This is a genomic window from Vibrio sp. 10N.222.51.C5 (assembly GCF_041474575.1).
In the GTDB taxonomy this organism is placed as follows: Bacteria; Pseudomonadota; Gammaproteobacteria; order Enterobacterales; family Vibrionaceae; genus Vibrio; species Vibrio crassostreae_C.
This window is the reverse complement of sequence record NZ_JBFRUJ010000010.1, coordinates 1-21,358: the sequence shown is the minus strand read 5'-3', so window position 1 is coordinate 21,358 and position 21,358 is coordinate 1. Positions and strand designations below refer to the sequence as shown.

13 protein-coding genes, 5 tRNA genes and 1 pseudogene are annotated in these 21,358 nt (G+C 44.9%); 7 read left to right on the top strand and 12 right to left on the bottom strand.

Annotated elements, in window-relative coordinates; all coding sequences use genetic code 11:
- Positions 1-67 precede the first annotated feature (67 nt).
- Positions 68-2,887: a hypothetical protein gene (locus AB4558_RS03320; protein WP_372157975.1), complete on the top strand. Its 2,820-nt coding sequence runs from the start codon at positions 68-70 to the stop codon at positions 2,885-2,887.
- A 127-nt stretch (positions 2,888-3,014) separates the two neighbouring features.
- Positions 3,015-3,275 (top strand): annotated as a pseudogene (locus AB4558_RS03315) (DUF6482 family protein); the annotation flags it as partial.
- 92 nt (positions 3,276-3,367) lie between these two features.
- Here AB4558_RS03315 and AB4558_RS03310 read toward each other — a convergent pair.
- The 11 genes from AB4558_RS03310 to AB4558_RS03260 all read right to left on the bottom strand — a co-directional run bounded on the left by AB4558_RS03310 (position 3,368) and on the right by AB4558_RS03260 (position 12,991).
- Positions 3,368-4,609 carry an NADH:ubiquinone reductase (Na(+)-transporting) subunit B gene (locus AB4558_RS03310; protein WP_102332573.1) on the bottom strand — a complete coding sequence of 414 codons (1,242 nt, stop codon included), beginning with the start codon at positions 4,607-4,609 and terminating at the stop codon, positions 3,368-3,370.
- A gap of 198 nt (positions 4,610-4,807) precedes the next feature.
- The gene (locus AB4558_RS03305) at positions 4,808-5,770 is read right to left on the bottom strand and encodes an SPOR domain-containing protein (RefSeq protein WP_372157972.1); all 963 of its coding nucleotides are present in this window, start codon (positions 5,768-5,770) and stop codon (positions 4,808-4,810) included.
- Positions 5,771-5,957: 187 nt separating this feature from the next.
- Positions 5,958-6,896, bottom strand: coding sequence for an ABC transporter permease (locus AB4558_RS03300; protein ID WP_017060135.1), 939 nt, complete (start codon positions 6,894-6,896; stop codon positions 5,958-5,960).
- Positions 6,897-6,898: 2 nt separating this feature from the next.
- Positions 6,899-7,876 (bottom strand): ABC transporter permease, encoded by a 978-nt coding sequence (locus AB4558_RS03295; RefSeq protein WP_372157969.1) that lies wholly within the window; start codon positions 7,874-7,876, stop codon positions 6,899-6,901.
- Between the two features lie 180 nt (positions 7,877-8,056).
- A complete protein-coding gene (locus AB4558_RS03290; RefSeq protein WP_372074897.1) occupies positions 8,057-9,610 on the bottom strand; it encodes an ABC transporter substrate-binding protein in 1,554 nt (517 codons plus the stop codon).
- A gap of 94 nt (positions 9,611-9,704) precedes the next feature.
- A complete protein-coding gene (locus AB4558_RS03285; RefSeq protein ID WP_086774448.1) occupies positions 9,705-11,432 on the bottom strand; it encodes an ABC transporter ATP-binding protein in 1,728 nt (575 codons plus the stop codon).
- Positions 11,433-12,384: 952 nt separating this feature from the next.
- A tRNA-Pro gene (locus AB4558_RS03280) sits at positions 12,385-12,461 on the bottom strand.
- Between the two features lie 55 nt (positions 12,462-12,516).
- A tRNA-His gene (locus AB4558_RS03275) sits at positions 12,517-12,592 on the bottom strand.
- 44 nt (positions 12,593-12,636) lie between these two features.
- Positions 12,637-12,713 (bottom strand) — tRNA-Pro (locus tag AB4558_RS03270).
- Positions 12,714-12,790: 77 nt separating this feature from the next.
- Positions 12,791-12,866: transfer RNA gene (locus tag AB4558_RS03265), tRNA-His, on the bottom strand.
- 48 nt (positions 12,867-12,914) lie between these two features.
- Positions 12,915-12,991, bottom strand: a tRNA-Arg gene (locus AB4558_RS03260).
- 298 nt (positions 12,992-13,289) lie between these two features.
- Between AB4558_RS03260 and AB4558_RS03255 the strand changes: the two genes are divergently transcribed.
- On the top strand, positions 13,290-13,703 hold the full coding sequence (locus AB4558_RS03255) for a cytochrome c5 family protein (protein WP_017063036.1): 414 nt from the start codon (positions 13,290-13,292) through the stop codon (positions 13,701-13,703).
- An 81-nt stretch (positions 13,704-13,784) separates the two neighbouring features.
- Here the strand turns inward: AB4558_RS03255 and rep are convergent, their stop codons facing one another.
- Positions 13,785-15,803 carry a DNA helicase Rep gene (rep, locus tag AB4558_RS03250; RefSeq protein ID WP_372074900.1) on the bottom strand — a complete coding sequence of 673 codons (2,019 nt, stop codon included), beginning with the start codon at positions 15,801-15,803 and terminating at the stop codon, positions 13,785-13,787.
- Positions 15,804-15,983: 180 nt separating this feature from the next.
- Between rep and AB4558_RS03245 the strand changes: the two genes are divergently transcribed.
- The 4 genes from AB4558_RS03245 to ubiK all read left to right on the top strand — a co-directional run bounded on the left by AB4558_RS03245 (position 15,984) and on the right by ubiK (position 21,201).
- The gene (locus tag AB4558_RS03245) at positions 15,984-16,565 is read left to right on the top strand and encodes a TetR/AcrR family transcriptional regulator (RefSeq protein ID WP_198137852.1); all 582 of its coding nucleotides are present in this window, start codon (positions 15,984-15,986) and stop codon (positions 16,563-16,565) included.
- Between the two features lie 18 nt (positions 16,566-16,583).
- Positions 16,584-17,690 (top strand): efflux RND transporter periplasmic adaptor subunit, encoded by a 1,107-nt coding sequence (locus AB4558_RS03240; protein WP_102428492.1) that lies wholly within the window; start codon positions 16,584-16,586, stop codon positions 17,688-17,690.
- Positions 17,691-17,701: 11 nt separating this feature from the next.
- On the top strand, positions 17,702-20,830 hold the full coding sequence (locus AB4558_RS03235; RefSeq protein ID WP_372074899.1) for a multidrug efflux RND transporter permease subunit: 3,129 nt from the start codon (positions 17,702-17,704) through the stop codon (positions 20,828-20,830).
- A 119-nt stretch (positions 20,831-20,949) separates the two neighbouring features.
- A complete protein-coding gene (gene ubiK, locus AB4558_RS03230) occupies positions 20,950-21,201 on the top strand; it encodes a ubiquinone biosynthesis accessory factor UbiK (RefSeq protein WP_017061964.1) in 252 nt (83 codons plus the stop codon).
- Positions 21,202-21,358: the final 157 nt, after the last annotated feature.

Genomic DNA, 21,358 nt, shown 5'->3' with positions numbered 1-21,358 from the left:
CAAAGGTAAAAACGCCACAGATCTTAATTAACCTAAAAATAATTACTCTTCAGAGTAAGGATAAAAAATGAAAAAGGTAACGTTATTAGCGGCTGCGGTGGCACTAGGCTTAACAGGTTGTGGGAGTGATAGCCCCCATACGAGTAATACCCCTGGCAATGATGGTACTCCTCCTGGCGGCGATTCAGGTGATAAATCGAGTAGCATTGTAGTAAAGGGATTTGATGGCTACTTCCATAACGCCGTAGTGTTTGCTGATGTGGACGACAACGGGAAACTGAATCTAGACATCGATACTGTGTTCGGTCTAACAGACGAAAACGGTGAATTAACACTACCGAAAAATACAGAGGTCAAACACAGCCTAGGTTTACAAACACTCCGTCCTGGCGATGTAACTCCAGAGCTGGCTCAGAAACTGAGTACTCTTCCTGACAATACAAAATCACTGGATAAACTGTTAGATCTATATACAAGAGATATGGACCTTCCGGACCAACCTATGTCCAACGCTGTCGTACTGCGCACACCAAAGGTTGATGGCAGTGAAGGTGTCGTTATATCTCCAATTACCGATCTAGTCGCTATCGAGATGCGCAAAAATAACAGCACACTTGAAGCTGCCGTATCAGCAGTAAGTAGCAACCTTGGGGGCACAGAAGAAGCACCGATTGATCTTTTCTCTGACTTTGTCGAAGACTCTAAGAGCAACCTGCAGAGTGCTCGACTTCATAAAACTGCGCAGATCCTTACGGAGTCAAAAGCGAAAAACCCTTCAGAATACGAAAAACAAATTGAGATAATCACGGACACGGCTACTGAAAAATCAGAAGAAATCGTTACAGAAGACAATATGGGCGATGAGAACCTGGTAAACGACAGGCCAATCATTGATCCAACTGAGCCAGAGACCGCTATTCGCAACTTTAAGTTGTTAGTTAATCCATCAGCAGCATCAGCGATCCAGAAACAGATCCATACACTCAAAATTACCGAAACAGATACTGTTTTAGAAACAATTGAAGTACCAAACAATCTTTTTGAAGATAAGTATTCAGTAGACGGTGCTCTAACTCCGGTAAGGCCTAGCGTTAAAATTGATGGAGAAGGAGAGATCACTGCTGAGCTTGACGAAACTGGTACTACGTTAACACTATCAAGTTCAGGCTCATTGGAGAATCCGCAACGCAGTTACACAATTACGTTTGAAGCTGAAGACAAGGATACACAAGATGAAGATGCGAAAGTAACCAGTACACTGCGTACTACTTTTTCATTCAATGTTGATCTACTCAACACACCTCCAAGCGTTGTGGATGCGGAAGAAACACGAATCCAGACTGAAATTGTATCTACATGGAATCTAATCCAAGGTGCCCAGTTTACCGGAGAGATCCCAGTAGATACGTTGTTTGAAGATCGTGAAGATTCTCACCTAACATACACAACAAATATCGACAGTGCGGTTCCTGGTCTTAAATCTGAGTACGATTCAGTATCTGGCGTAATTCACATAACGGGTTACCCAACAAAGGTTAATAGCAACAAGGTAAACTTCACCATTCATGCTGATGATGGTCACACTTCCACCTTCTTAGCGTCTGCACCAGCGAACTTTACCGCGCCTCCTATTCAAGCTGGCAGCATCAGTATTAATGAAGAGTTAGAAGCAGATATACAAGCACAAATTACGACGCAATGGTCACTGACTGTTGGTAAAGACTTTGAAGAAGCTTTCAGCGTTGCAAATCTTTTTAGCTCAAAGGTTTCGGGCGATATTGAATACTACGCTCACTATGCTCCACATGATAATGAAACGCCAAGCAACCCGATTCCGGGAGTCTCAGTAAATGTTGATAGCTCGGGCTTAGTAACATTAAGTGGACGCCCAACATCAGAGACCAATAATGTTGTTCTGTATATCGCACAAGGGATCAACTTCTCTGGTGGTGAGGAGAACGATATTGAATCAGAAATGGTAACGTTTAGATTGCCTAACGTTCAGCCAGGAGAAGTTACACCTCCACCGACGGATAAACATCCATTAGAGAAGAATACATGGTACTTCTTGGAAAGAGGTCAATTCGATGGTGATAACAATAGTGATAACGATTATACCCGAGCGTGGTGTGACACAGTTCGCTTTGAAAATGGCAACATCTACTTTCACCACAGAACCATCGAAAATAGAACAATGTGTGCGTCTGAGGCATCAACACTTGTAGGAAACTATGAAATTCAGGGTGACACATTAATTGGCACATTTTCTGAGGGTGATGCGTATTCTGATGAATCAATGCAAATAACGTATGATCTTACAAACGACTACGATAGCAATAAACTCTCACAAGGTGCTGTAACCTTACTTCAGAAAGAAGGTGATGCTGTAAATCGCTACACTTGGTTCAGTAACAAGAACGATGCAGAAAAGCGAGTTCAAATTAAATCAAGTAGTCAGTCTGATATACGTGACACACCAATATACTGGCCAAGTAACGATGATGACGGTACTTTTGCGCTAGCTTCAACGACCCTACAAATGGGCGCAGCAAATAAATCTGGCAACTCCCATGACTTTATTAAAGTGTGGATGAATGGTATCAGCTGCGAAGGCTTGTTTGAAAATGATGCCATTTTTGAAAGCTTTCATATCACTTCGGTTTCCAATAAAAGCGGCATTTTTGCAAACGAGAATATGTGCCAAACGGTAGATGAAGATGGTGTTCCAAGTGCTGTAATCTCTTTCTTATTTGGTTATCACGGTGGTCAAGAGCTAGTTGAAGATGAGACGTATAGCATCATGGGTAAGATTTCTAGCAATTGGAATGAATATATTTCTGACATCAACTTCAATATGACGTGGGATGGCAAATCTAACAATGACTAATAGTCTGAGCTAAAATTTCGCAAGCTCTCTCTAAAAGCAGGCTTTTCAGCCTGCTTTTTTTATATGTACGATCTGAACCTTCAGCTGAAATTCTGCGTAGGGAAAACAAACCAACACTAAAAGGGCGGAGCTCATTATGAATCTACTAATTGAATCATTTGAAGGCGGGATCTACTTGGCTTACCAAATTATTGGCGAGCAAAAGCAGTTAATCAAAGACGACCACCAGCATCCTATGAAGTTTTTGAGTGTAAACCAAGCACGCGATCATTTTAGTGACCAAGGCGTAGCATCAGCAATGCTGGTTCATAACAGCGCCTACGACGAGATGTGCGGTGAGCATTGTGGTAGCACACAGCCTTTCGAGATTGATTTGAAGTGGAGTTAAATCAACCTCAAATCAATCGCGATAAAAATTGAAAGGCTTGCATCAATGCAAGCCTTTCTTATGGGAGTCACTTTCACTTTTAATCACCTAGATTAGCGCGATGTCCGTTTAAGTCTTCGTTTAATGTTCTGCTCTTTCACTACAAAGTCGAATAGCGGAGCGAACAGGTTGGCGAATAAGATAGCCAGCATAATGCCCTCTGGGTAGGCTGGATTAAGCACTCGAATACCGACCGTCATCACGCCGATCAAAATCCCATAGGCCCATTTACTCTGATTGGTAAACGCGGCAGATACAGGGTCTGTTGCCATGAAGAAGGTACCAAAGGCAACACCACCCAACACAAAGTGCCAGTAGAACGGCATCGAAAACATCGAGTTAGTATCCGACCCTATCCAGTTCAGTAAACTCGACGTCACGACAAGGCCGACAATCACACCGGCGACAATGCGCCAAGACGCTATCTTCATCACAATCAAAATCAACCCCGTCAGCATGATCAGCAGTGACGACACCTCACCCATCGAACCTGGAATATTACCGATAAAGGCATCCATCCAGGTGATCGCCTCGCCAGTCATGTTATTGATGAGTGACGTGCTGCCGCCTTCATACCATTGACTCAGCGGTGTCGCGCCTGAATAGCCGTCAGCGGCAACCCACACAAGCCCACCCGACATGTTGGCTGGATAGGCGAAATAGAGAAACGCGCGGCCTGCAAGGGCTGGGTTCAAGAAGTTTCGTCCTGTACCACCGAACAGCTCTTTGGCGACAACGATACCAAAGGTGATACCTAAAGCGGCTTGCCAAAGCGGGATGGTTGGCGGAAGAATGAGTGCGAATAGTACCGAGCTAACAAAGAAACCTTCATTCACCTCATGTTTTCGTACAACGGCAAATAAAACCTCCCAGAAGCCACCTACCACAAACACCGTGGCATAAACGGGTAGGAAATAGAGTGCACCAAGCAACATCTGACTTGCCCAGCCACTTGCCATCAATGACTGCGCATCACCAAATGCCCACGACAGACGCCAGCTACTCTCGATAACCGAGGCAAGTTCATTTAATTGATAACTGGATGTGAGTGCGAGAACGCTTTGGTGTCCGACGTTATACATTCCCCAGAACATTGCCGGGAAGGTCGCCAACCACACCAAAATCATAATGCGCTTTAGGTCAATGCTGTCACGAACATGGGTTATGCCGCGGTTTACGTTTCCGGGTGTATAGAATATTGTCGCGAAAGCTTCATACACTGGGTAGAGCTTTTCGTACTTACCACCGGCTTCAAAGCGTGGAGCCACGTCTTCTAATCGTTTTTTTAAACTCATAATCTCAATCACCTTATTGCTTGAGTTATGGTTTTCTACGCATCAACCGTACTATTTGAACAATTTTTAGCGATTTTTAATCAAATTCGTCTTGAAGAACGAGTGTCTAAAAGTCGAACCGATGTTGAAAAAGAAGGGTGTATAAACATCAAAGCCCCAGCAATGGCTGAGGCTTATTTAGTATAACAACGATCGTCGTTACTTAACGCACATCACATTAAGCAATGAAGAACCTTTCAACTGGTTGACGTTACCGTTGGTAAACAGACCTTTCTTATCTGCGCCCCAATAAGGGAGATGCATTGGCCAGTTCTGTTTTTCCATAACCTTTGAGCTCAAGATGCTTTGCCATTGCTTCTCACTCATCAGCTTCATGTTGACCTGATTACACACCAATTCAGCGCTATCGTAATCTAGACGGCTCCAAGGCTTACCTTGCTCCATGTAGAACTGTTGTTGATGATCTAGAAGGTAAGGAATCGCATATTGGCTACCCGCAACGTCTGCTTTCACGCGAATCTCGATCTCTAGATCATTGTCTGAACTCACGTTACCGCTTGGTAGCGTCTGAATTGCTGCAGCGCTCGCTACCGCCGCCACTTGCTTAGTAGCCACAGGTTTCGGTGCAGGCTTAGCTTCTACTTTTGCAGGAGCCTTGTGCGTCACCGCTTTTGGCTCTGCTGGTTTTGCCACAATAGGCTGTGATGAGGTTTTCGACTTATCGACCATACGAATAAAGGCTTCACCGTAACCAGAAACCTTACGCACCTGAGCTAGGTCTTTTCTCGCATCAGAGAAGGTAGAATAAGGTCCGATTAAGCAACGGTAGTCTCCGCCTTCTGGCTTCATCCACACGTTGGTCGAGATCTTCTCATACAGAGGCTTTGCTCTGCTCAGTGACAGAGGCTTGTTCAGCAGGCCACATTGAACCCAAAACAGTTCGTTATCTGAATGACGTTTAGGTGCTTTACTGCCCCACACGCCCTTACCGATCGGACATGATTGCTCTAGCTGTGGTAATTGGTTGGTGCTTGCCTGAGTTGCATCACATAGAACCGACTCTGCATTCACTTGGCTCGATACCAAAAGAGATGCAGCGATAAGTCCCATACGATAATTTCTCGTCACAGCACGACATACAGCATTCATTGTCAATTTCATAACCACCACTTAAACCCTTGCGGGCTAATTATTACCGAATCTATATCGATAAAACATGAATTCCATTTTAACTATTATTGACACTGTCAATAATACTAAGTTCCAGATCCATTAAGCAAAAAAAGAGCCGTAATTGCTTACGGCTCTTAATTTAGTGACTTTTTTTACTAAAAATCAAACCGGGCTATCACCCTTTATAAATTTTCGGGTTAAACACGTCACGTAACCAGTCGCCTAATAGGTTAATAACGAGAACCAATGTTACCAAAAGCACACCTGGGAATGCTGTGATCCACCATGCTCCTGAGAAAATGTAGTTAAAACCAGTACTGATCAGGGCACCGAGTGACGGTTGGTCTACCGGAAGACCTAAACCGAGGAAAGAAAGTGCCGCTTCTGACATGATGGCATTTGCCACCTGTACCGTAGAGATAACCAAAATCGGTGATAAACAGTTAGGCAGAATATGGCGGAACATGATGCGAGGCGCTCTAAAGCCCATCACACGTGCCGCTTCTACGTACTCTTTCTTCTTCTCTGCCAATACCGATGCACGAATCGTACGAGCATACTGCGGCCATTCAGCAATACCGATGATCACCACCAGCATAACAACCGCATATTGCGCGTAGAAGTCACTACCGAAACTCGCCTTGAAGATGGCCGAGACAATGATCGCAACCATCATGGTTGAGAACGAAAGCTGAACATCGGCAAAACGCATCAGGAAGCTATCAATACGACCACCGAAGTAACCTGCAGACAAGCCAATGATGATACCGAGAGTCAGCTGAAGACCTACCGCTAGGAAACCGATCGTCAATGACAGACGCGAGCCGTAAAGCATCGTAGATAAGATGTCACGACCCTGCTCATCAGTACCCAGTAGGAAGCGTTCTTCGCCGTCTTCCATCCAAGATGGTGGCAACTCAGAATCCATGATGTCGATAGACGTCACGTCATACGGGTCTGTTGGCGCTAGAATAGGTGCCGCTAATGCCATAACAAGGAAAGCTGCAAAGATAGCGAAGCTCACCATTGCCACTTTGTCACGTAAGAAGTAGTACAGAATGTCTGACTGCTTGAATCGCTCCCAACGAGATGGAGCTGTTGTTGTTTGTTCCATGATTATGCTCCTTTCCCTGTGATGTTCACTGTTGGGTTAATGATGCCGTATAGCAGGTCAACAATGGTGTTAGTTACTACGAAGATCAGGCCAACGAAGATAACGTATGCGGTAATCAGTGGTGTATCCACTCGGTTAATCGCTTCAAGGAATAGGAAGCCGGTACCCGGCCACTGGAATACAGTTTCAGTAAGAATGGTGTAAGCCACCATAGTACCGATTTGAACACCGCCTACCGTTAGTACTGGCAGCATTGTGTTCTTCAAAGCGTGTTGGTAGTAAATCTTGTTCAGCGCTAGGCCTTTTGCTTTACCAAACTTGATATATTCAGAGCTAAGAACCTCTAGCATTTCAGAGCGTACTAGACGAATGAACAGAGGCAGCATGATAGATGCTAGAGCAATACTCGGCAGCACTATGTGTGCAAGGCCATCTAGTGTTAAGAAGCCAGACTCCCAACCAAACCAGTTTGCGGTCTCACCACGTCCAAACGACGGCAGCCAACCTAGCTCGATAGAGAACACATACATCAGCATGATTGCAGTTAAGAAAACAGGCACAGAGATACCGATACTACTACCGGCCATCACAAGCTTAGTGAAGAAACTTTTTGGGTGTATTGCAGAATAAACGCCTAATGGAATCGACAGACAAACAATGATCAGAGAAGCACCGAACACAAGCTCCAGTGTCGCGACCAGTTTATCTAGAATTACGTCCACAGCAGGGCGTTTAAAGAAATATGAAGTACCAAGATCACCTTGTAGGGCTGCGCCTATAAAGCGAGAGTATTTTGTAACGAAGGGATCATTTAAGCCGAGTTCATCACGTAGCGCTTGACGCTCCGACTCTGAAACAGATTGACCGACTAACTCACGTAACGGGTCGCCCAGGTTATCCTGAATGGCAAACGCCACCAAACTGATCACAAACATCACTATCAGTGCCTGAAACAGGCGCTTGACCAGAAACGTAACCATTCCTTGCCCCTTATCTATCCATGACTGTCTAATCGAAATCCGCGACTAGACAACAAAAAATTCAGTCTTAAAAAAGGTATTTAGCCAGACTGAAGGAAGACCAAATACCGAAACTTAAATCTATATCTTAATAATATTGAGAGCCTGAAAGCTTCAGGCTCTCGATTCTAGCAAGCTAGATTATTTTACAACTAGGTCGCCGAAGTAAGGCATAACCATTGGGTTTACTACGTCTGCTGCACCTACGTTAGATTTCGCGCCCCACGCTTCACTTTGCCAGTGTAGAGGTACGAATACTGCATCGTTGTAAAGTGTTGCTTCAACGCCTTTCAGCATCTTAGAACGCTTAACAGGGTCAGTTTCAGTGTTAGAAGCTTCTACAATCGCATCCATTTCTGGGTTTGAGTAACCAGAACAGTTGTATTGACCACGGCCAGTCTCTTCGTTACGAGTCATCGTTAGGAACTCGTTGAAGTTAGCTGAATCTTCTGTATCTGAGTGCCAGCCGATCATCATCATGTCTGCTGAACATAGGTCAAACTCAGGCCAGTACTGTGCTTTAGGCATCGTCTTAAGATCAACTTTGATACCAATCTTAGACAGCATTGCCGCAGACGCTTGCGCTACTTTCGCATCGTTCACGTAACGGTTGTTAGGCGCTGCCATAGTTAGTGTAAAGCCATCTTCGTAGCCAGCTTCTTTCATCAGCTCTTTCGCTTTTTTCAGATCGTAACGAGGAACTAGGTCTTCGTTGTGACCCGCGTAGCCTGTTGGGCTTTGCTGACCAGCTGCTGTTGCGAAGCCTTTCATGATCTTCTTAACGATACCTTCGTTGTTGATTGCGTGAACAATCGCCTGACGAACGCGAACATCTTTAAGTGCTTCGTTGCTGTTTTGGTTCATTTGGAACGTGATGATACGAGTACCAGGTAGCGTCACTAGATCGATGTTCTTAGCGTTTTTAACACGCTTGTGATCGTTTGGTGCTACTGGGTGAATCATATCAACGTCGCCAGAAAGAAGTGCTGCAACACGTGTCGCGTCTTCTTTGATTGGCACAAGTGTTAGCTTGTCTACGTTGCCTTCAGTTTCTGTGTCCCAGTAATCGTTGAAACGCTCGAACGTTACTTTAACGCCTTGCTCACGCTGCGTTACGATAAATGGACCAGTACCTGAAACGTTAGTCGAAGCAAACGAGTTACCGTGCTTAACTAGCTCAGACTTGTCTTTACCTTCCGCTGTTTGGCCAGAGTAGAACTTGCTGTCCATTGGGAAGATGTAAGTTGCTGTTTGTAGTACTAGTGGGTAAGCCGCTTTTGATACTAGCTCAACTGTGTAGTCATCCACTTTTACCATTTTTTCGTATGGCGTGAAGATAGACTTAAAGTCTGGAGAAGCTTGTAGACGTTCAAAAGTCCACACAACATCATCAGCAGTCAATTCGTTACCAGAGTGGAATTTCACACCTTTACGTAGGTTGAAGCGGAAAGTCGTTTCATCAACACGCTCCCAGCTAGATGCTAGGCGGCCTTCAAAATCCATCTCTTGAGTGAAACGTACTAGAGGGTCAAACACCATGTGAGACATTTGCAGTGTGCCACCAGACAGCTGCTCGTGCGGGTCAAGTGATACTGGGTCAGCTGCGTAGCCAACGGTAATATCTGCTGCTGCTGCACTAAAGCTTAGGCCAGCTGCCATTAAAGCTACTGCTAATTTGCTTTTCATGGTTTTCATTGCATAACTCCTTCATGCGGGAATCCAGATCCCTAGTTGTTGTATTTGCGTCTGTTTATTGTTTTTAGCAAGCTAAACTCCAGCCTGCTGATTTTTATACCGCGGCTTGTGCCACTGCTTTTTCTTCTCTTAAACCTGTAAATTCAGGCATTAAAGAAATTAGGTGTTTGCTGTATTCATGCTGAGGCGATTGGAATAGCTGCTCGGTTGGCGCAACTTCCAATAGCTCTCCCATTTGCATCACACCAACACGATCACACATTTGGCGAATAACCGGTAAATCGTGACTGATGAACAGCATGGTTAGGTTTAGCTCGTCTTGTAAGTCTTTTAGTAGGTTAAGAATCTGAGCCTGTACCGACACGTCCAGTGCCGATGTTGGTTCATCACAAATCAAAAGACGTGGGCGAGTCGCCAAAGCGCGAGCGATAGAAATACGCTGACGTTGACCACCTGAGAATTCGTGTGGGTACTTCACCCCAGCCATTTTGCCTAAACCCACGTGCTCTAGCAGGTCGTTCACGATCTGACGAGTTTCATTTTCGTTGCGAGTAAGCTTATGGAATCGGATAGGTTCAGCAATGATGTCGAATATCTTCATTCGAGGGTTCATTGATGTGTAAGGGTTTTGGAAAACCATCTGCATTTGGCGACGCATAGGGCGACGTTCTTTTTCAGATTTAAGCCCAGTCAGGTCAACGCCTTCAAACGTTACCTTGCCTGAGTTGGGTGCGTACAAGCCAGCAATCACACGAGCAATCGTTGATTTACCTGAGCCTGATTCACCTACTAAACCAAACGTCTCACCTTCATGTACTTCAAAGCTCACGTTGTTGGATGCTTGAACGTACTCACGACGGCTCTCAAAGAAAGAATCTTTGGTGGTGAAGCGCAAGTTTACGTTCTCAACATTCAACAATGGACCAGTGTAATCACGGTGATCTTGGCTTTGACCTAACCAGTGGTTTTTCACATCTAGAGGTTCCATCTCTTGTGCTTCTTCGATGTAGCTAACAAGAGGGAAGCGATCGAGTTTACGATCTGAACGAGGAACCGCAGAGATAAGACTGTGTGTGTATGGGTGTTCAGGAGTACCAAGGACTTTCGCCGTCGGACCAAACTCAACCAAATCACCACGATACATCACGGCTACGCGATCAGTAACGTTAGATACCACACCCATGTCGTGCGTGACCAACATACAACCTACGTTCTTCTTGATACATAGGTCGCGAATCAAACCCAAGATCTGGTCTTGGATAGAAACATCAAGTGCCGTTGTTGGTTCATCTGCGATGATTAGATCAGGTTCACCTGCCAATGCGATCGCGATAACCACACGCTGACGCATACCGCCTGAGAATTGGTGTGGGTACTGCTTTAAACGGTTTTCTGGTTGTGGGATACCCACTTGGTTCATTAAGTCTAATGAGCGCTGGTAGGCTTCTTGATCCGAAACCTTCATGTTGGCATGAATCGTCTCTTTTAACTGCTGTTCTACTGTGAATAGAGGGTTAAGAGAAGTCATTGGGTCTTGGAAGATAAAACCAATCTTTGAGCCGCGAACAGAACGCATCTGTTCAGGAGATAAACCAGAGACTTTTTCGCCATCCAGAAATACCTCGCCGCTAGCAATGCGGCCAGGAGGGCTCAGCAAATCGATTACAGCATTACCTACTGTTGATTTACCTGCACCAGACTCGCCTACAACACCAACAATCTCACCACGTTCAATGTTGAACGAAAGTGATTTAACTGCGGCGTGAACTCCATGACGAGATGGGTATTCGATACGAAGATTTTTTACTTCTAAAAGTGACATTACCAGACCTCTACTGCTTTGGCAGCTTTCTGCCCTGTCTGCAAAATTGAATCCATTCTTACCAGAATATTGTTCTGATATTTTATACGGTTGACAATTTGGCAAATAATTCACAGAAAAGCAACAAAAATAGGATAAAAAGTCGACATTAAACGCTTAGCAAGCAAAAGTGCCACATAACTATTCACCAAAAGAGCATATAGTAAGAAAAATCAACATTATATTATCGGCAAGAAATACTCACAAACTCCTTACCACTACTTACTTGTAGAGTTAAAGCCGTGCTTCAAAGCAGATCTCACTACCAGTCACTAAAAACAAATAATTATTCCAAAAAACAATTAACACTATAGAAACAAACGCTAATTTTGTTAATTTGAACAAATAAAACAACCAGATAAACGTTAATTAGCCATACATTTAACCATCTGTATTATTTTGGTAAATACAAAACAGACAAACGAAAGGCCTAATAAATCAGAGGAGTTTTTGAACGACCAAATGCGTACAAAGCTGTCAAATTCAGGCCTTAGTGAGCAAATTTAGGGTCAGGTTTCACTTTTCATAAAAGTCTTTAGACCAAACCCATTAATATGTCGAATTATTGAGCACTCCATTTATATAAAATTAGATATAGAACTGTACATTTGATAAAGAAAGCAACTCTGTAGCAGCACCATTATCAAGCAGATCGTTAGGAATCTTTCTTATATAAGAAGGGGGGAGACAGAGGCGACACCAGACAAGGTGCCGAAGCAGGTAAGATCTCAACATTCAAAATCGATAAAAACTAAAACGACAGATGTAAAAAAGCCCCAATCTTTCGACTGAGGCTTCTTAAGTGATCGGTGAAGAGGCATTCTTTGAACATCAGGTGAACCCCCACTCTGTTCAAGTTATCTAAATTTCAGATGTAAAAAAGCCCTAGTCTTTCGACTAGGGCTTCTTAAGGTGGTCGGTGAAGAGGGATTCGAACCCCCGACCCTCTGGTCCCAAACCAGATGCGCTACCAAGCTGCGCTATTCACCGAGACGTTTCGTTTGATTTCTCAAACTGGGAACTTCAAAGAAGCTACCAAAATTAATGGGGTGGCTAACGAGATTCGAACTCGCGACCACCGGAATCACAATCCAGGGCTCTACCAACTGAGCTATAGCCACCACTAATTTTTTATATAACCGCTTAAAAGCGATTATTGAAATAGTGGTCGGTGAAGAGGGATTCGAACCCCCGACCCTCTGGTCCCAAACCAGATGCGCTACCAAGCTGCGCTATTCACCGACTAGTTTTGTATCGACTCTTGGGAATAATGAATCAACACTGGAAGCCGAAGCTACCGATATTTTGTAAAGAAAGAATGGGGTGGCTAACGAGATTCGAACTCGCGACCACCGGAATCACAATCCAGGGCTCTACCAACTGAGCTATAGCCACCATTATTTCTTTTTGCCAATTTCTCACTTACCGAAGTAAGAGACCGGATGGCGCGCCTGAAAGGATTCGAACCTTCGGCCTTTGGCTCCGGAGGCCAACGCTCTATCCAGCTGAGCTACAGGCGCATGCCCTGTCGGCGGAGTGGAATAATACGTATATCACCCAATGCCGTCTAGTACTTTTTTAACTTTTTTTTCTGTTTGGTCTCTTTTTCGACAGTTAATATGTGATAAACCCCTTATTTGAGTACTACAACCCGCCACAGCTTATAAGTTGTTGTTTATTGCAACAACTTATCGGGATATAATCACCCATTATTTACATTGGTTTAACAGTTGCTCTTTGCTGGTTAAAGCCAAAACACCCTTCCAACACTATAAATTGGTAAGCATGTACTTACCTTGGGAATGTAAAGTGAGTTTAATGGATATGTCTCGTCGAATTTTAAGCGTTGTCATCGCAGTTTTAACCTTTTCAACTGGCGCAATGGCTGCAGGCCTAAGCGAAGCGGAGCACGATGCAATTGCTGAACGCATCAAACCAGTTGGCCAAGTTTACCTAGTCGGCAGCGAGCCAGTAGCCGCAGAACCAACAGGCCCTCGTGATGGCGCAGCAGTTTACGGTACCTTTTGTATCGCTTGTCACGCATCTGGCGTAAGTGGCGCACCTAAAACAGGTGATGCTGGTGACTGGGGTCCTCGCATTGCTCAAGGTCGCGACATTCTAGCTGACCACGCAATCAACGGCTTCAATGCGATGCCAGCGAAAGGTTCATGTATGGATTGTTCAGACGACGAAATCAAAGATGCTATCGAGCACATGATTGCCGGTCTGTAATTAAAAATGCCAGATTCAGAAAAGGTGACCTCATGGTCACCTTTTTTATTGGCTTCTATATAGTGCGATTAAAGTAGGGCATTACTTCTTGTTGAACATCGCTCGAATATTCGCAATGTGCGCCTGCCCTTTTTCCATTCTTTCTTCAGCGGATTGAGGCTTCTTAACGCTTTCCCACTCCACATCATCGTGCGGCAGCTCATCGAGGAAGCGGCTTTGTGTTGGCTTTATTAATTCACCATATTGACGACGTTCACGACACTTAGTAAAAGTCAGCTCTTTCTGCGCTCGAGTAATCCCCACATACATAAGACGACGTTCTTCTTCTACGTTGCCTTCATCGACACTGGTTTGGTGCGGCAAGATGCCCTCTTCTGCACCCATCAGGAATACATATGGGAACTCTAGACCTTTCGATGCATGCAATGTCATTAATTGGACTTGATCTGCATCGTCATCATCCTCACCACGCTCCATCATATCGCGCAGCGTTAAACGTTGAACCACCTCGCGCAGGGTTTTCTCTTCTTTATCGTAGTTGTCACCCTCAAGATCGGCCACAATCCAGCTATACAGATCAGAGACGTTCTTCATTCGCATTTCAGCGGCTTTCGGGCTCGCTGAGGTTTCGTACAACCAATCTTCGTAGTTGATGTCACGAACCAAAGAACGAACGGCTTCAACCGTATTACCACGCTCGGCATTGTCTGAGATACGAACAATCCAGTCACCGAAGCGGCGCAAATTTTCTAAACCACGCCCCGTCAGTGTCTGCTCTAAGCCCATCTCGAAGCTGGCCTCAAACAAGCTCTTACCACGCATATTGGCATAGCTACCTAGCTTTTCTAGCGTAACCGGGCCTATCTCACGGCGAGGCGTGTTTACAATACGCAGGAAGGCGTTGTCATCATCAGGGTTCACCAACACTCGTAGGTAAGCCATGATGTCTTTAATTTCGGCTCTAGCGAAGAAAGAGGTTCCGCCAGAGATCTTGTAGGGCACGCGGTTCTGCATCAGCGCTTTTTCAATTAAGCGCGATTGGTGGTTACCACGGTAAAGCACCGCGTAATCTTTGTACTCAGTACGGTTCAAAAACTTGTGGGCGATGATCTCGCCGGTAATACGCTCTGCTTCATGCTCTTCATTCTTAGCATTCAGTACCTTGAGCTTTTCACCGTCTGGGATCTCTGAGAACAGTGACTTTTCATAAACGTGTGGGTTGTTGGCGATCAAGATGTTCGCCGCACGTAATATTCGGCTGGTTGAGCGATAGTTTTGCTCGAGTTTGATCAAACGAAGATTCGGATAGTCCTCACCCAGCAACACCAAGTTTTGCGGTTTTGCACCACGCCATGAATAGATAGATTGGTCATCGTCACCTACTACTGTCAAGCGACCACGCTCTCCCACCAGTAAACGAACCAACTCATATTGGCTGGTGTTGGTATCTTGGTATTCATCGACCAGTAAATAGCGGATACGCGACTGCCAGCGCTCACGCACCTCTTGATTGGTTTTCAGTAGTAATACAGGCATCGCGATCAGATCATCAAAATCGAGTGCGTTGTATGCCTTCATCTGTTTCTGGTACATCTCAAAACAGAATGCAAACAACTGCTCTTGTTCGCCTTGAGCACGTGCTTTCGCCTGATCTGGCGTCAGCATGTCATTTTTCCAATTCGAAATGGTGCTCATTAAAGCGCGTAGCAAATCCTTATCACCATCGATCTGTCTCTCTGTTAACTCTTTTAACAAAGCTAACTGGTCTTGGTCATCAAACAGAGAGAAACCCGCTTTCAAACCCAGCGCTTTGTATTCACGGCGAATGATGGTTAAGCCCATGGTATGAAAAGTCGAAACAATCAGCCCTTTCGATTCGCCCTTACCTAGAGTTTGCCCAACACGCTCTTTCATCTCGCGTGCCGCTTTATTGGTAAAGGTTACCGCTGCAATATTACGAGCCTTGTAGCCACACTCTTGAACCAAGTAAGCAATCTTGTTGGTGATAACACGTGTTTTACCCGATCCAGCGCCCGCTAATACTAAGCAGGGACCAGAAACATACTTCACGGCTTCATCTTGTCTTGGGTTCAGTCTCATTTGATTCTCAATTTGGTCTAGAGGAGCGAATTCAATTGCGCGCCTATAATAATGCTGCAACACCACGAATGCTACGTTCTCTTATACAAGATTTTTACGCTACTTGTGTAAAACTTTGTTGCACATGTGTATGGTTCTTGGGCTATAATGAATGAACGTTCATTCACTGGTGATGGAATAATGACAACTCATGCACCTCAGGATAAACGCCAACAAATACTTTCTGCCGCTGAAAAGCTCATTGCGGAGGTCGGCTTTCAAGGCCTTTCAATGCAAAAATTAGCCAAAGAGGCGGGAGTTGCTGCAGGCACTATCTACCGCTACTTCGACGATAAAGACCACTTGATAGATGATGTTCGAGTGCTCGTGACTCAACGAGTAGCAGATGCTGTTCAAGAAGGGGTTGATGATTCGGATCCAATTAAGCAACGCTACCGTACTATGTGGTTGAACATATGGAACTTAGCGGGAACGAACTTAGCCGCGATAAAAAATCGGGTTCAATATGACTCACTGCCCATCACAAATAGCCTAAACTTCAGGGAACTAGAACGTAAAATGTTTGCCCAAGTTGAGCTGCTATTTAATGAGGGTAAAGAGCAAGGACTGTTTAAACCACTTGATAATGAAGTATTAAGCGGCTTGAGCTTAGCGGCTAGTGTATCTCTAGCGCGAAAGCATTCTTTAGGATTTTACCAACTCGACGAGGCAGAACTAGAATCTGCAATAGAAGCCAGTTGGGATGCAATAATTAAACACTAGATCGGAGTTTTGACCATAATGAAAAAGTGGACTTTCTTCATGTTACTCATCGCTGTACTTCTTTTCGGCAGCGTTATTGGGTTCAACATGTTCAAACAACAAAAAATTGCTGAGTATATGGCCAACCGCCCTGAACCAGAGTTTCCAGTAACGGTTACTGAAGTTCAGCCGATCGACTGGGTTCCAGTAATTGAAGCTATCGGCTTCATAGAACCTAACCAAGGTGTCACGCTAGCGAACGAAACCAGCGGTGTTATTGACCAAATCTCTTTTGGTTCTGGTACTGATGTTAAAAATGACCAGCTTCTTGTTCGTCTTGATTCTGGCGTAGAAAAGGCAAATCTAAAGAGTTCTGAAGCTCGCCTGCCTGCGGCAAAAGCAAAATACAAACGCTACCAAGGCCTGTATAAGAAAGGTTCTATTTCAAAAGAAGCATACGATGAAGCAGAAGCAAACTACTACTCTCTATCTGCTGATATTGAAAGCCTAAAAGCATCGATTGCCCGTCGCGAGATCCGCGCTCCGTTTGACGGCACTGTCGGTATTCGTAATGTGTATCTAGGCCAATACCTACAATCTGGCACTGACATCGTTCGCCTAGAAGACACCAGTGTTATGCGCCTACGCTTCACTATTTCTCAAAATGACATCTCTCGTATTGAGGTTGGTCAGGCGATCGACATCTTCGTTGATGCATACCCAGAAAAACCGTTTAAAGGTTCTATTAGTGCCATTGAGCCTGCGGTTAGCATCCAAAGTGGTCTTATCCAAGTACAAGCCGATATCCCAAACAACGATGGTAAGTTACGTAGCGGTATGTTTGCGCGCGCTAACATCATTCTACCTAAACTAGCAAACCAAGTGACACTGCCTCAGACGGCCATCACTTTCACACTTTACGGTGACAATGTTTATATTTTACGTGAAGAAGATGGTGTGCAGCGTGTGAAACAACAAGTGGTGAAAGTAGGTGAACGTACAGAAAGTATTGCTCACATACTGGAAGGCGTAGAGCCTGGCGATGTTGTCGTGACAACGGGTCAAGTTCGTTTAAGTAACAATGCTAAAGTTCGAGTTGTAGAAAGTGATGCAACGACGCCGCCAGCTGAAACACCAATGCTGTAATTGGAGGAATCATGCGCTTTACTGATGTTTTTATTAAACGTCCAGTTCTGGCTATTTCAATCAGCTTTTTGATCGCATTGCTTGGCTTCCAAGCAATCTTCAAAATGCAGGTTCGTGAATACCCAGACATGACAAATACGATCGTGACGGTCACGACGAGCTATTACGGTGCCAGTGCCGATCTGATCCAAGGCTTTATAACTCAGCCATTAGAACAAGCGATCGCTCAAGCCGATAATATTGATTATATGACGTCGCAGTCCGTACTCGGTAGCTCGACTATTACGGTCAATATGAAGCTCAATACCGACCCGAATGCCGCGCTGTCTGACATACTGGCCAAGACTAACTCGGTACGTTCTCAGCTTCCTAAAGAAGCCGAAGATCCAACCGTAACTATGTCTACCGGTTCAACAACGGCGGTACTCTACATTGGTTTTACCAGTGATGAACTCTCTGCAAGCCAAATTACCGACTACCTTGAGCGAGTGGTTAACCCACAACTGTTTACCGTTAATGGCGTATCAAAGGTCGACTTGTACGGCGGGATCAAATACGCATTACGTGTATGGCTTGATCCTTCCAAAATGGCAGCATTAAACCTGACAGCCACTGACGTGATGACGGTGCTTAATGCAAACAACTACCAATCAGCAACTGGCCAAGCAATTGGTGAGTTTATGCTGTACAACGGCAGTGCCAATACCCAAGTAACCAATACCGATGAATTAGAAAGGTTGGTGGTCAAAACCAGTCAAGATGGCGGTTCTATTGTTCGCTTAGGTGATATTGCTAAGGTTTCACTAGAAAAAAGCCACGATGTGGTTCGCGCAAGTGCTAATGGCAAACAAACGGTTGTAACCGCCATCAATGCAGCGCCAAGTGCTAACCCGATCAACATTGCTGCTGATGTTATGCAGCTGTATCCTGAGTTGGAGCGAAACCTACCAAGCAATATCAGCATGAATATCATGTATGACTCAACCATTGCGATTAATGAATCCATTCAAGAGGTTATACACACGATTGTTGAAGCCGCGCTGATTGTATTAGTGGTTATCACGCTATTCTTAGGCTCATTGCGTGCGGTTATCATTCCTATCGTAACCATCCCTTTATCGCTGGTTGGTGTTGCGATGGTGATGCAAGTCATGGGTTTCTCATGGAACTTAATGACGCTACTGGCGATGGTATTAGCAATCGGTCTAGTGGTTGATGATGCAATCGTAGTACTGGAAAACGTCGATCGACACGTCAAATTGGGGGAATCTCCTTTCAGGGCTGCCATCATTGGTACCCGTGAAATTGCAGTACCGGTTATTGCAATGACACTGACATTGGGCGCGGTTTATGCCCCTATCGCAATGATGGGTGGTATCACAGGCTCGCTGTTTAAAGAGTTCGCATTAACCCTCGCTGGCGCGGTATTTGTTTCTGGAATCATCGCTTTAACACTGTCTCCAATGATGTGTTCAAAGCTGCTAAAAGAAAATGCACAGCCGAGTAAGTTTGAACTGAAGGTACACAGCGTACTTGATCGTATGACAGGCCGTTACTCTAAGATGCTGCATGCGATCATGGATCATCGTCCGGTTATCATTGGCTTTGCGGTCATTGTATTTTTAAGCTTGCCGATGCTGTTTAAATTCATCCCAAGTGAACTTGCCCCTGCAGAAGATAAAGGGGTGGTGATGATGATTGGTACTGGTCAATCAACGGCTAACCTAGACTACCTAAGTAACACGATGGATGACGTGAGCGGTATCTTGGTGACCCAGCCTGAAATCCAATACGCTCAATCCTTCACTGGTGTACCAAACTCAAACCAAGCATTTGGTATTGCCTCAATGGTGCCATGGAGTGAGCGCACGGCTAGCCAATCTGAGGTAACGAACCGTATCAGTGGATTGCTACAAGATATCCCAGGCATGGCAGTAACCGCGTTCCAAATGCCAGAGTTGCCGGGTGCCGGTTCTGGTCTACCACTCCAGTTTGTGATTACCACACCAAGCAGCTTTGAGAGCTTATTCGCTATCGCAACCGATATTTTAACGGATGTGAAAGATAGCCCTCTCTTTGTCTACTCTGACCTTGATTTGAACTACGATTCAGCAACGATGAAGATTCAAATTGATAAAGATATGGCGGGCGCTTATGGGGTAACGATGCAAGATATCGGTGTCACCCTAAGCACCATGATGTCGGATGGTTACGTTAACCGTATTGACCTCAACGGTCGTTCTTATGAAGTGATCCCTCAGGTTGAGCGTAAGTTCCGCTTAAACCCAGAGTCAATGAATCATTACTACGTTCGAGCCAGCAATGGTGATGCTGTTCCTCTCGGTAGCTTGGTAACAATTGATGTGGTGGCAGAGCCTCGCTCTCTTCCTCACTTCAACCAGTTGAACTCAGCGACGGTCGGTGCGGTTCCTATGCCGGGCGCGGCGATGGGTGATGCGGTAAACTGGTTTGAAAACATTGCCCAAACCAAATTACCTGCAGGCTATAACCATGACTACATGGGTGAGTCGCGTCAGTTTGTAACAGAAGGCAGCGCACTGTATGTGACGTTCGGTTTAGCACTGGCGATCATCTTCTTGGTTCTGGCGATTCAATTTGAGTCGTTAAAAGATCCATTGGTTATCATGGTGTCGGTGCCACTCGCAATATGTGGTGCATTGATTGCGCTCGCTTGGGGCGCAGCGACGATGAACATCTACTCGCAAGTGGGGCTGATTACCTTGGTTGGTCTGATTACCAAGCACGGTATCTTGATCTGTGAGGTAGCAAAAGAAGAGCAGCTGCATAATAAATTATCACGCAAAGAGGCGGTTATGGAGGCGGCAAGGGTACGTCTACGTCCAATCCTAATGACAACAGCGGCGATGATTGCAGGCCTGATCCCATTGATGTACGCCACGGGTGCAGGTGCAGCTCAGCGCTTTAGTATCGGTATTGTTATCGTTGCTGGTCTGGCGATTGGTACGCTGTTTACGCTGTTTGTTCTGCCGGTTATTTATAGCTACTTAGCCGAAAAACATAAACCAATTCCAGTTTTCCTCGAAGATAAAGATCTCGAGAAGCTGGCCCGTGTTGATGAAGCAAAAGCGGCGCACAGAGAATTAGCTAACAATAAGTAATTTCCCTGTCGTATTAACAATAAAAAGGCTACTTCGGTGGCCTTTTTTTGTACGCCATAGGCGACATCTTTGATGTGATTAAATAGAATAGTGATAAATATTCAGGAGTTTTAATTGATATGTTTGATCCAAAAAAACTAGAGCAAATTGCTAAGCAGATCCACGATTCTATGCCTCAACCAGTAAAAGAGCTAGGTTCAGACGTAGACCAAAAAGTTCGCCAAGTTATCCAAGGCCAACTCAACAAGCTAGACGTTGTGAGCCGTGAAGAGTTTGATGTTCAAACACAAGTACTGCTTCGCACTCGCCAGAAGCTCACTGAAATGGAACAAAAACTGGCTGAACTAGAAGCAAAGCTTTCAGACAAATAGTCATTTTTTTCAATCAGTTCAAGTTCGAATAAAGGCTTACCTTCGGGTAAGCCTTTATTTTTTCCTCAATCTATCAAGCCTTCACCGGTAAAATAGTTGCAAGCATAAAAAAGCCCCGAACAAATGTTCAGGGCTATTTTTAGGTTCATCGCGGCTT

What these genes read in the sequence shown, in the direction of transcription:
- AB4558_RS03320 (WP_372157975.1), top strand. Translation starts at nt 68, where the DNA reads ATGAAAAAGGTAACGTTATTAGCGGCTGCGGTGGCACTAGGCTTAACA.
- AB4558_RS03310 (WP_102332573.1), bottom strand. Translation starts at nt 4,609, where the DNA reads ATGAGTTTAAAAAAACGATTAGAAGACGTGGCTCCACGCTTTGAAGCC.
- AB4558_RS03305 (WP_372157972.1), bottom strand. Translation starts at nt 5,770, where the DNA reads ATGAAATTGACAATGAATGCTGTATGTCGTGCTGTGACGAGAAATTAT.
- AB4558_RS03300 (WP_017060135.1), bottom strand. Translation starts at nt 6,896, where the DNA reads ATGGAACAAACAACAACAGCTCCATCTCGTTGGGAGCGATTCAAGCAG.
- AB4558_RS03295 (WP_372157969.1), bottom strand. Translation starts at nt 7,876, where the DNA reads ATGGTTACGTTTCTGGTCAAGCGCCTGTTTCAGGCACTGATAGTGATG.
- AB4558_RS03290 (WP_372074897.1), bottom strand. Translation starts at nt 9,610, where the DNA reads ATGAAAACCATGAAAAGCAAATTAGCAGTAGCTTTAATGGCAGCTGGC.
- AB4558_RS03285 (WP_086774448.1), bottom strand. Translation starts at nt 11,432, where the DNA reads ATGTCACTTTTAGAAGTAAAAAATCTTCGTATCGAATACCCATCTCGT.
- AB4558_RS03255 (WP_017063036.1), top strand. Translation starts at nt 13,290, where the DNA reads ATGGATATGTCTCGTCGAATTTTAAGCGTTGTCATCGCAGTTTTAACC.
- rep (WP_372074900.1), bottom strand. Translation starts at nt 15,803, where the DNA reads ATGAGACTGAACCCAAGACAAGATGAAGCCGTGAAGTATGTTTCTGGT.
- AB4558_RS03245 (WP_198137852.1), top strand. Translation starts at nt 15,984, where the DNA reads ATGACAACTCATGCACCTCAGGATAAACGCCAACAAATACTTTCTGCC.
- AB4558_RS03240 (WP_102428492.1), top strand. Translation starts at nt 16,584, where the DNA reads ATGAAAAAGTGGACTTTCTTCATGTTACTCATCGCTGTACTTCTTTTC.
- AB4558_RS03235 (WP_372074899.1), top strand. Translation starts at nt 17,702, where the DNA reads ATGCGCTTTACTGATGTTTTTATTAAACGTCCAGTTCTGGCTATTTCA.
- ubiK (WP_017061964.1), top strand. Translation starts at nt 20,950, where the DNA reads ATGTTTGATCCAAAAAAACTAGAGCAAATTGCTAAGCAGATCCACGAT.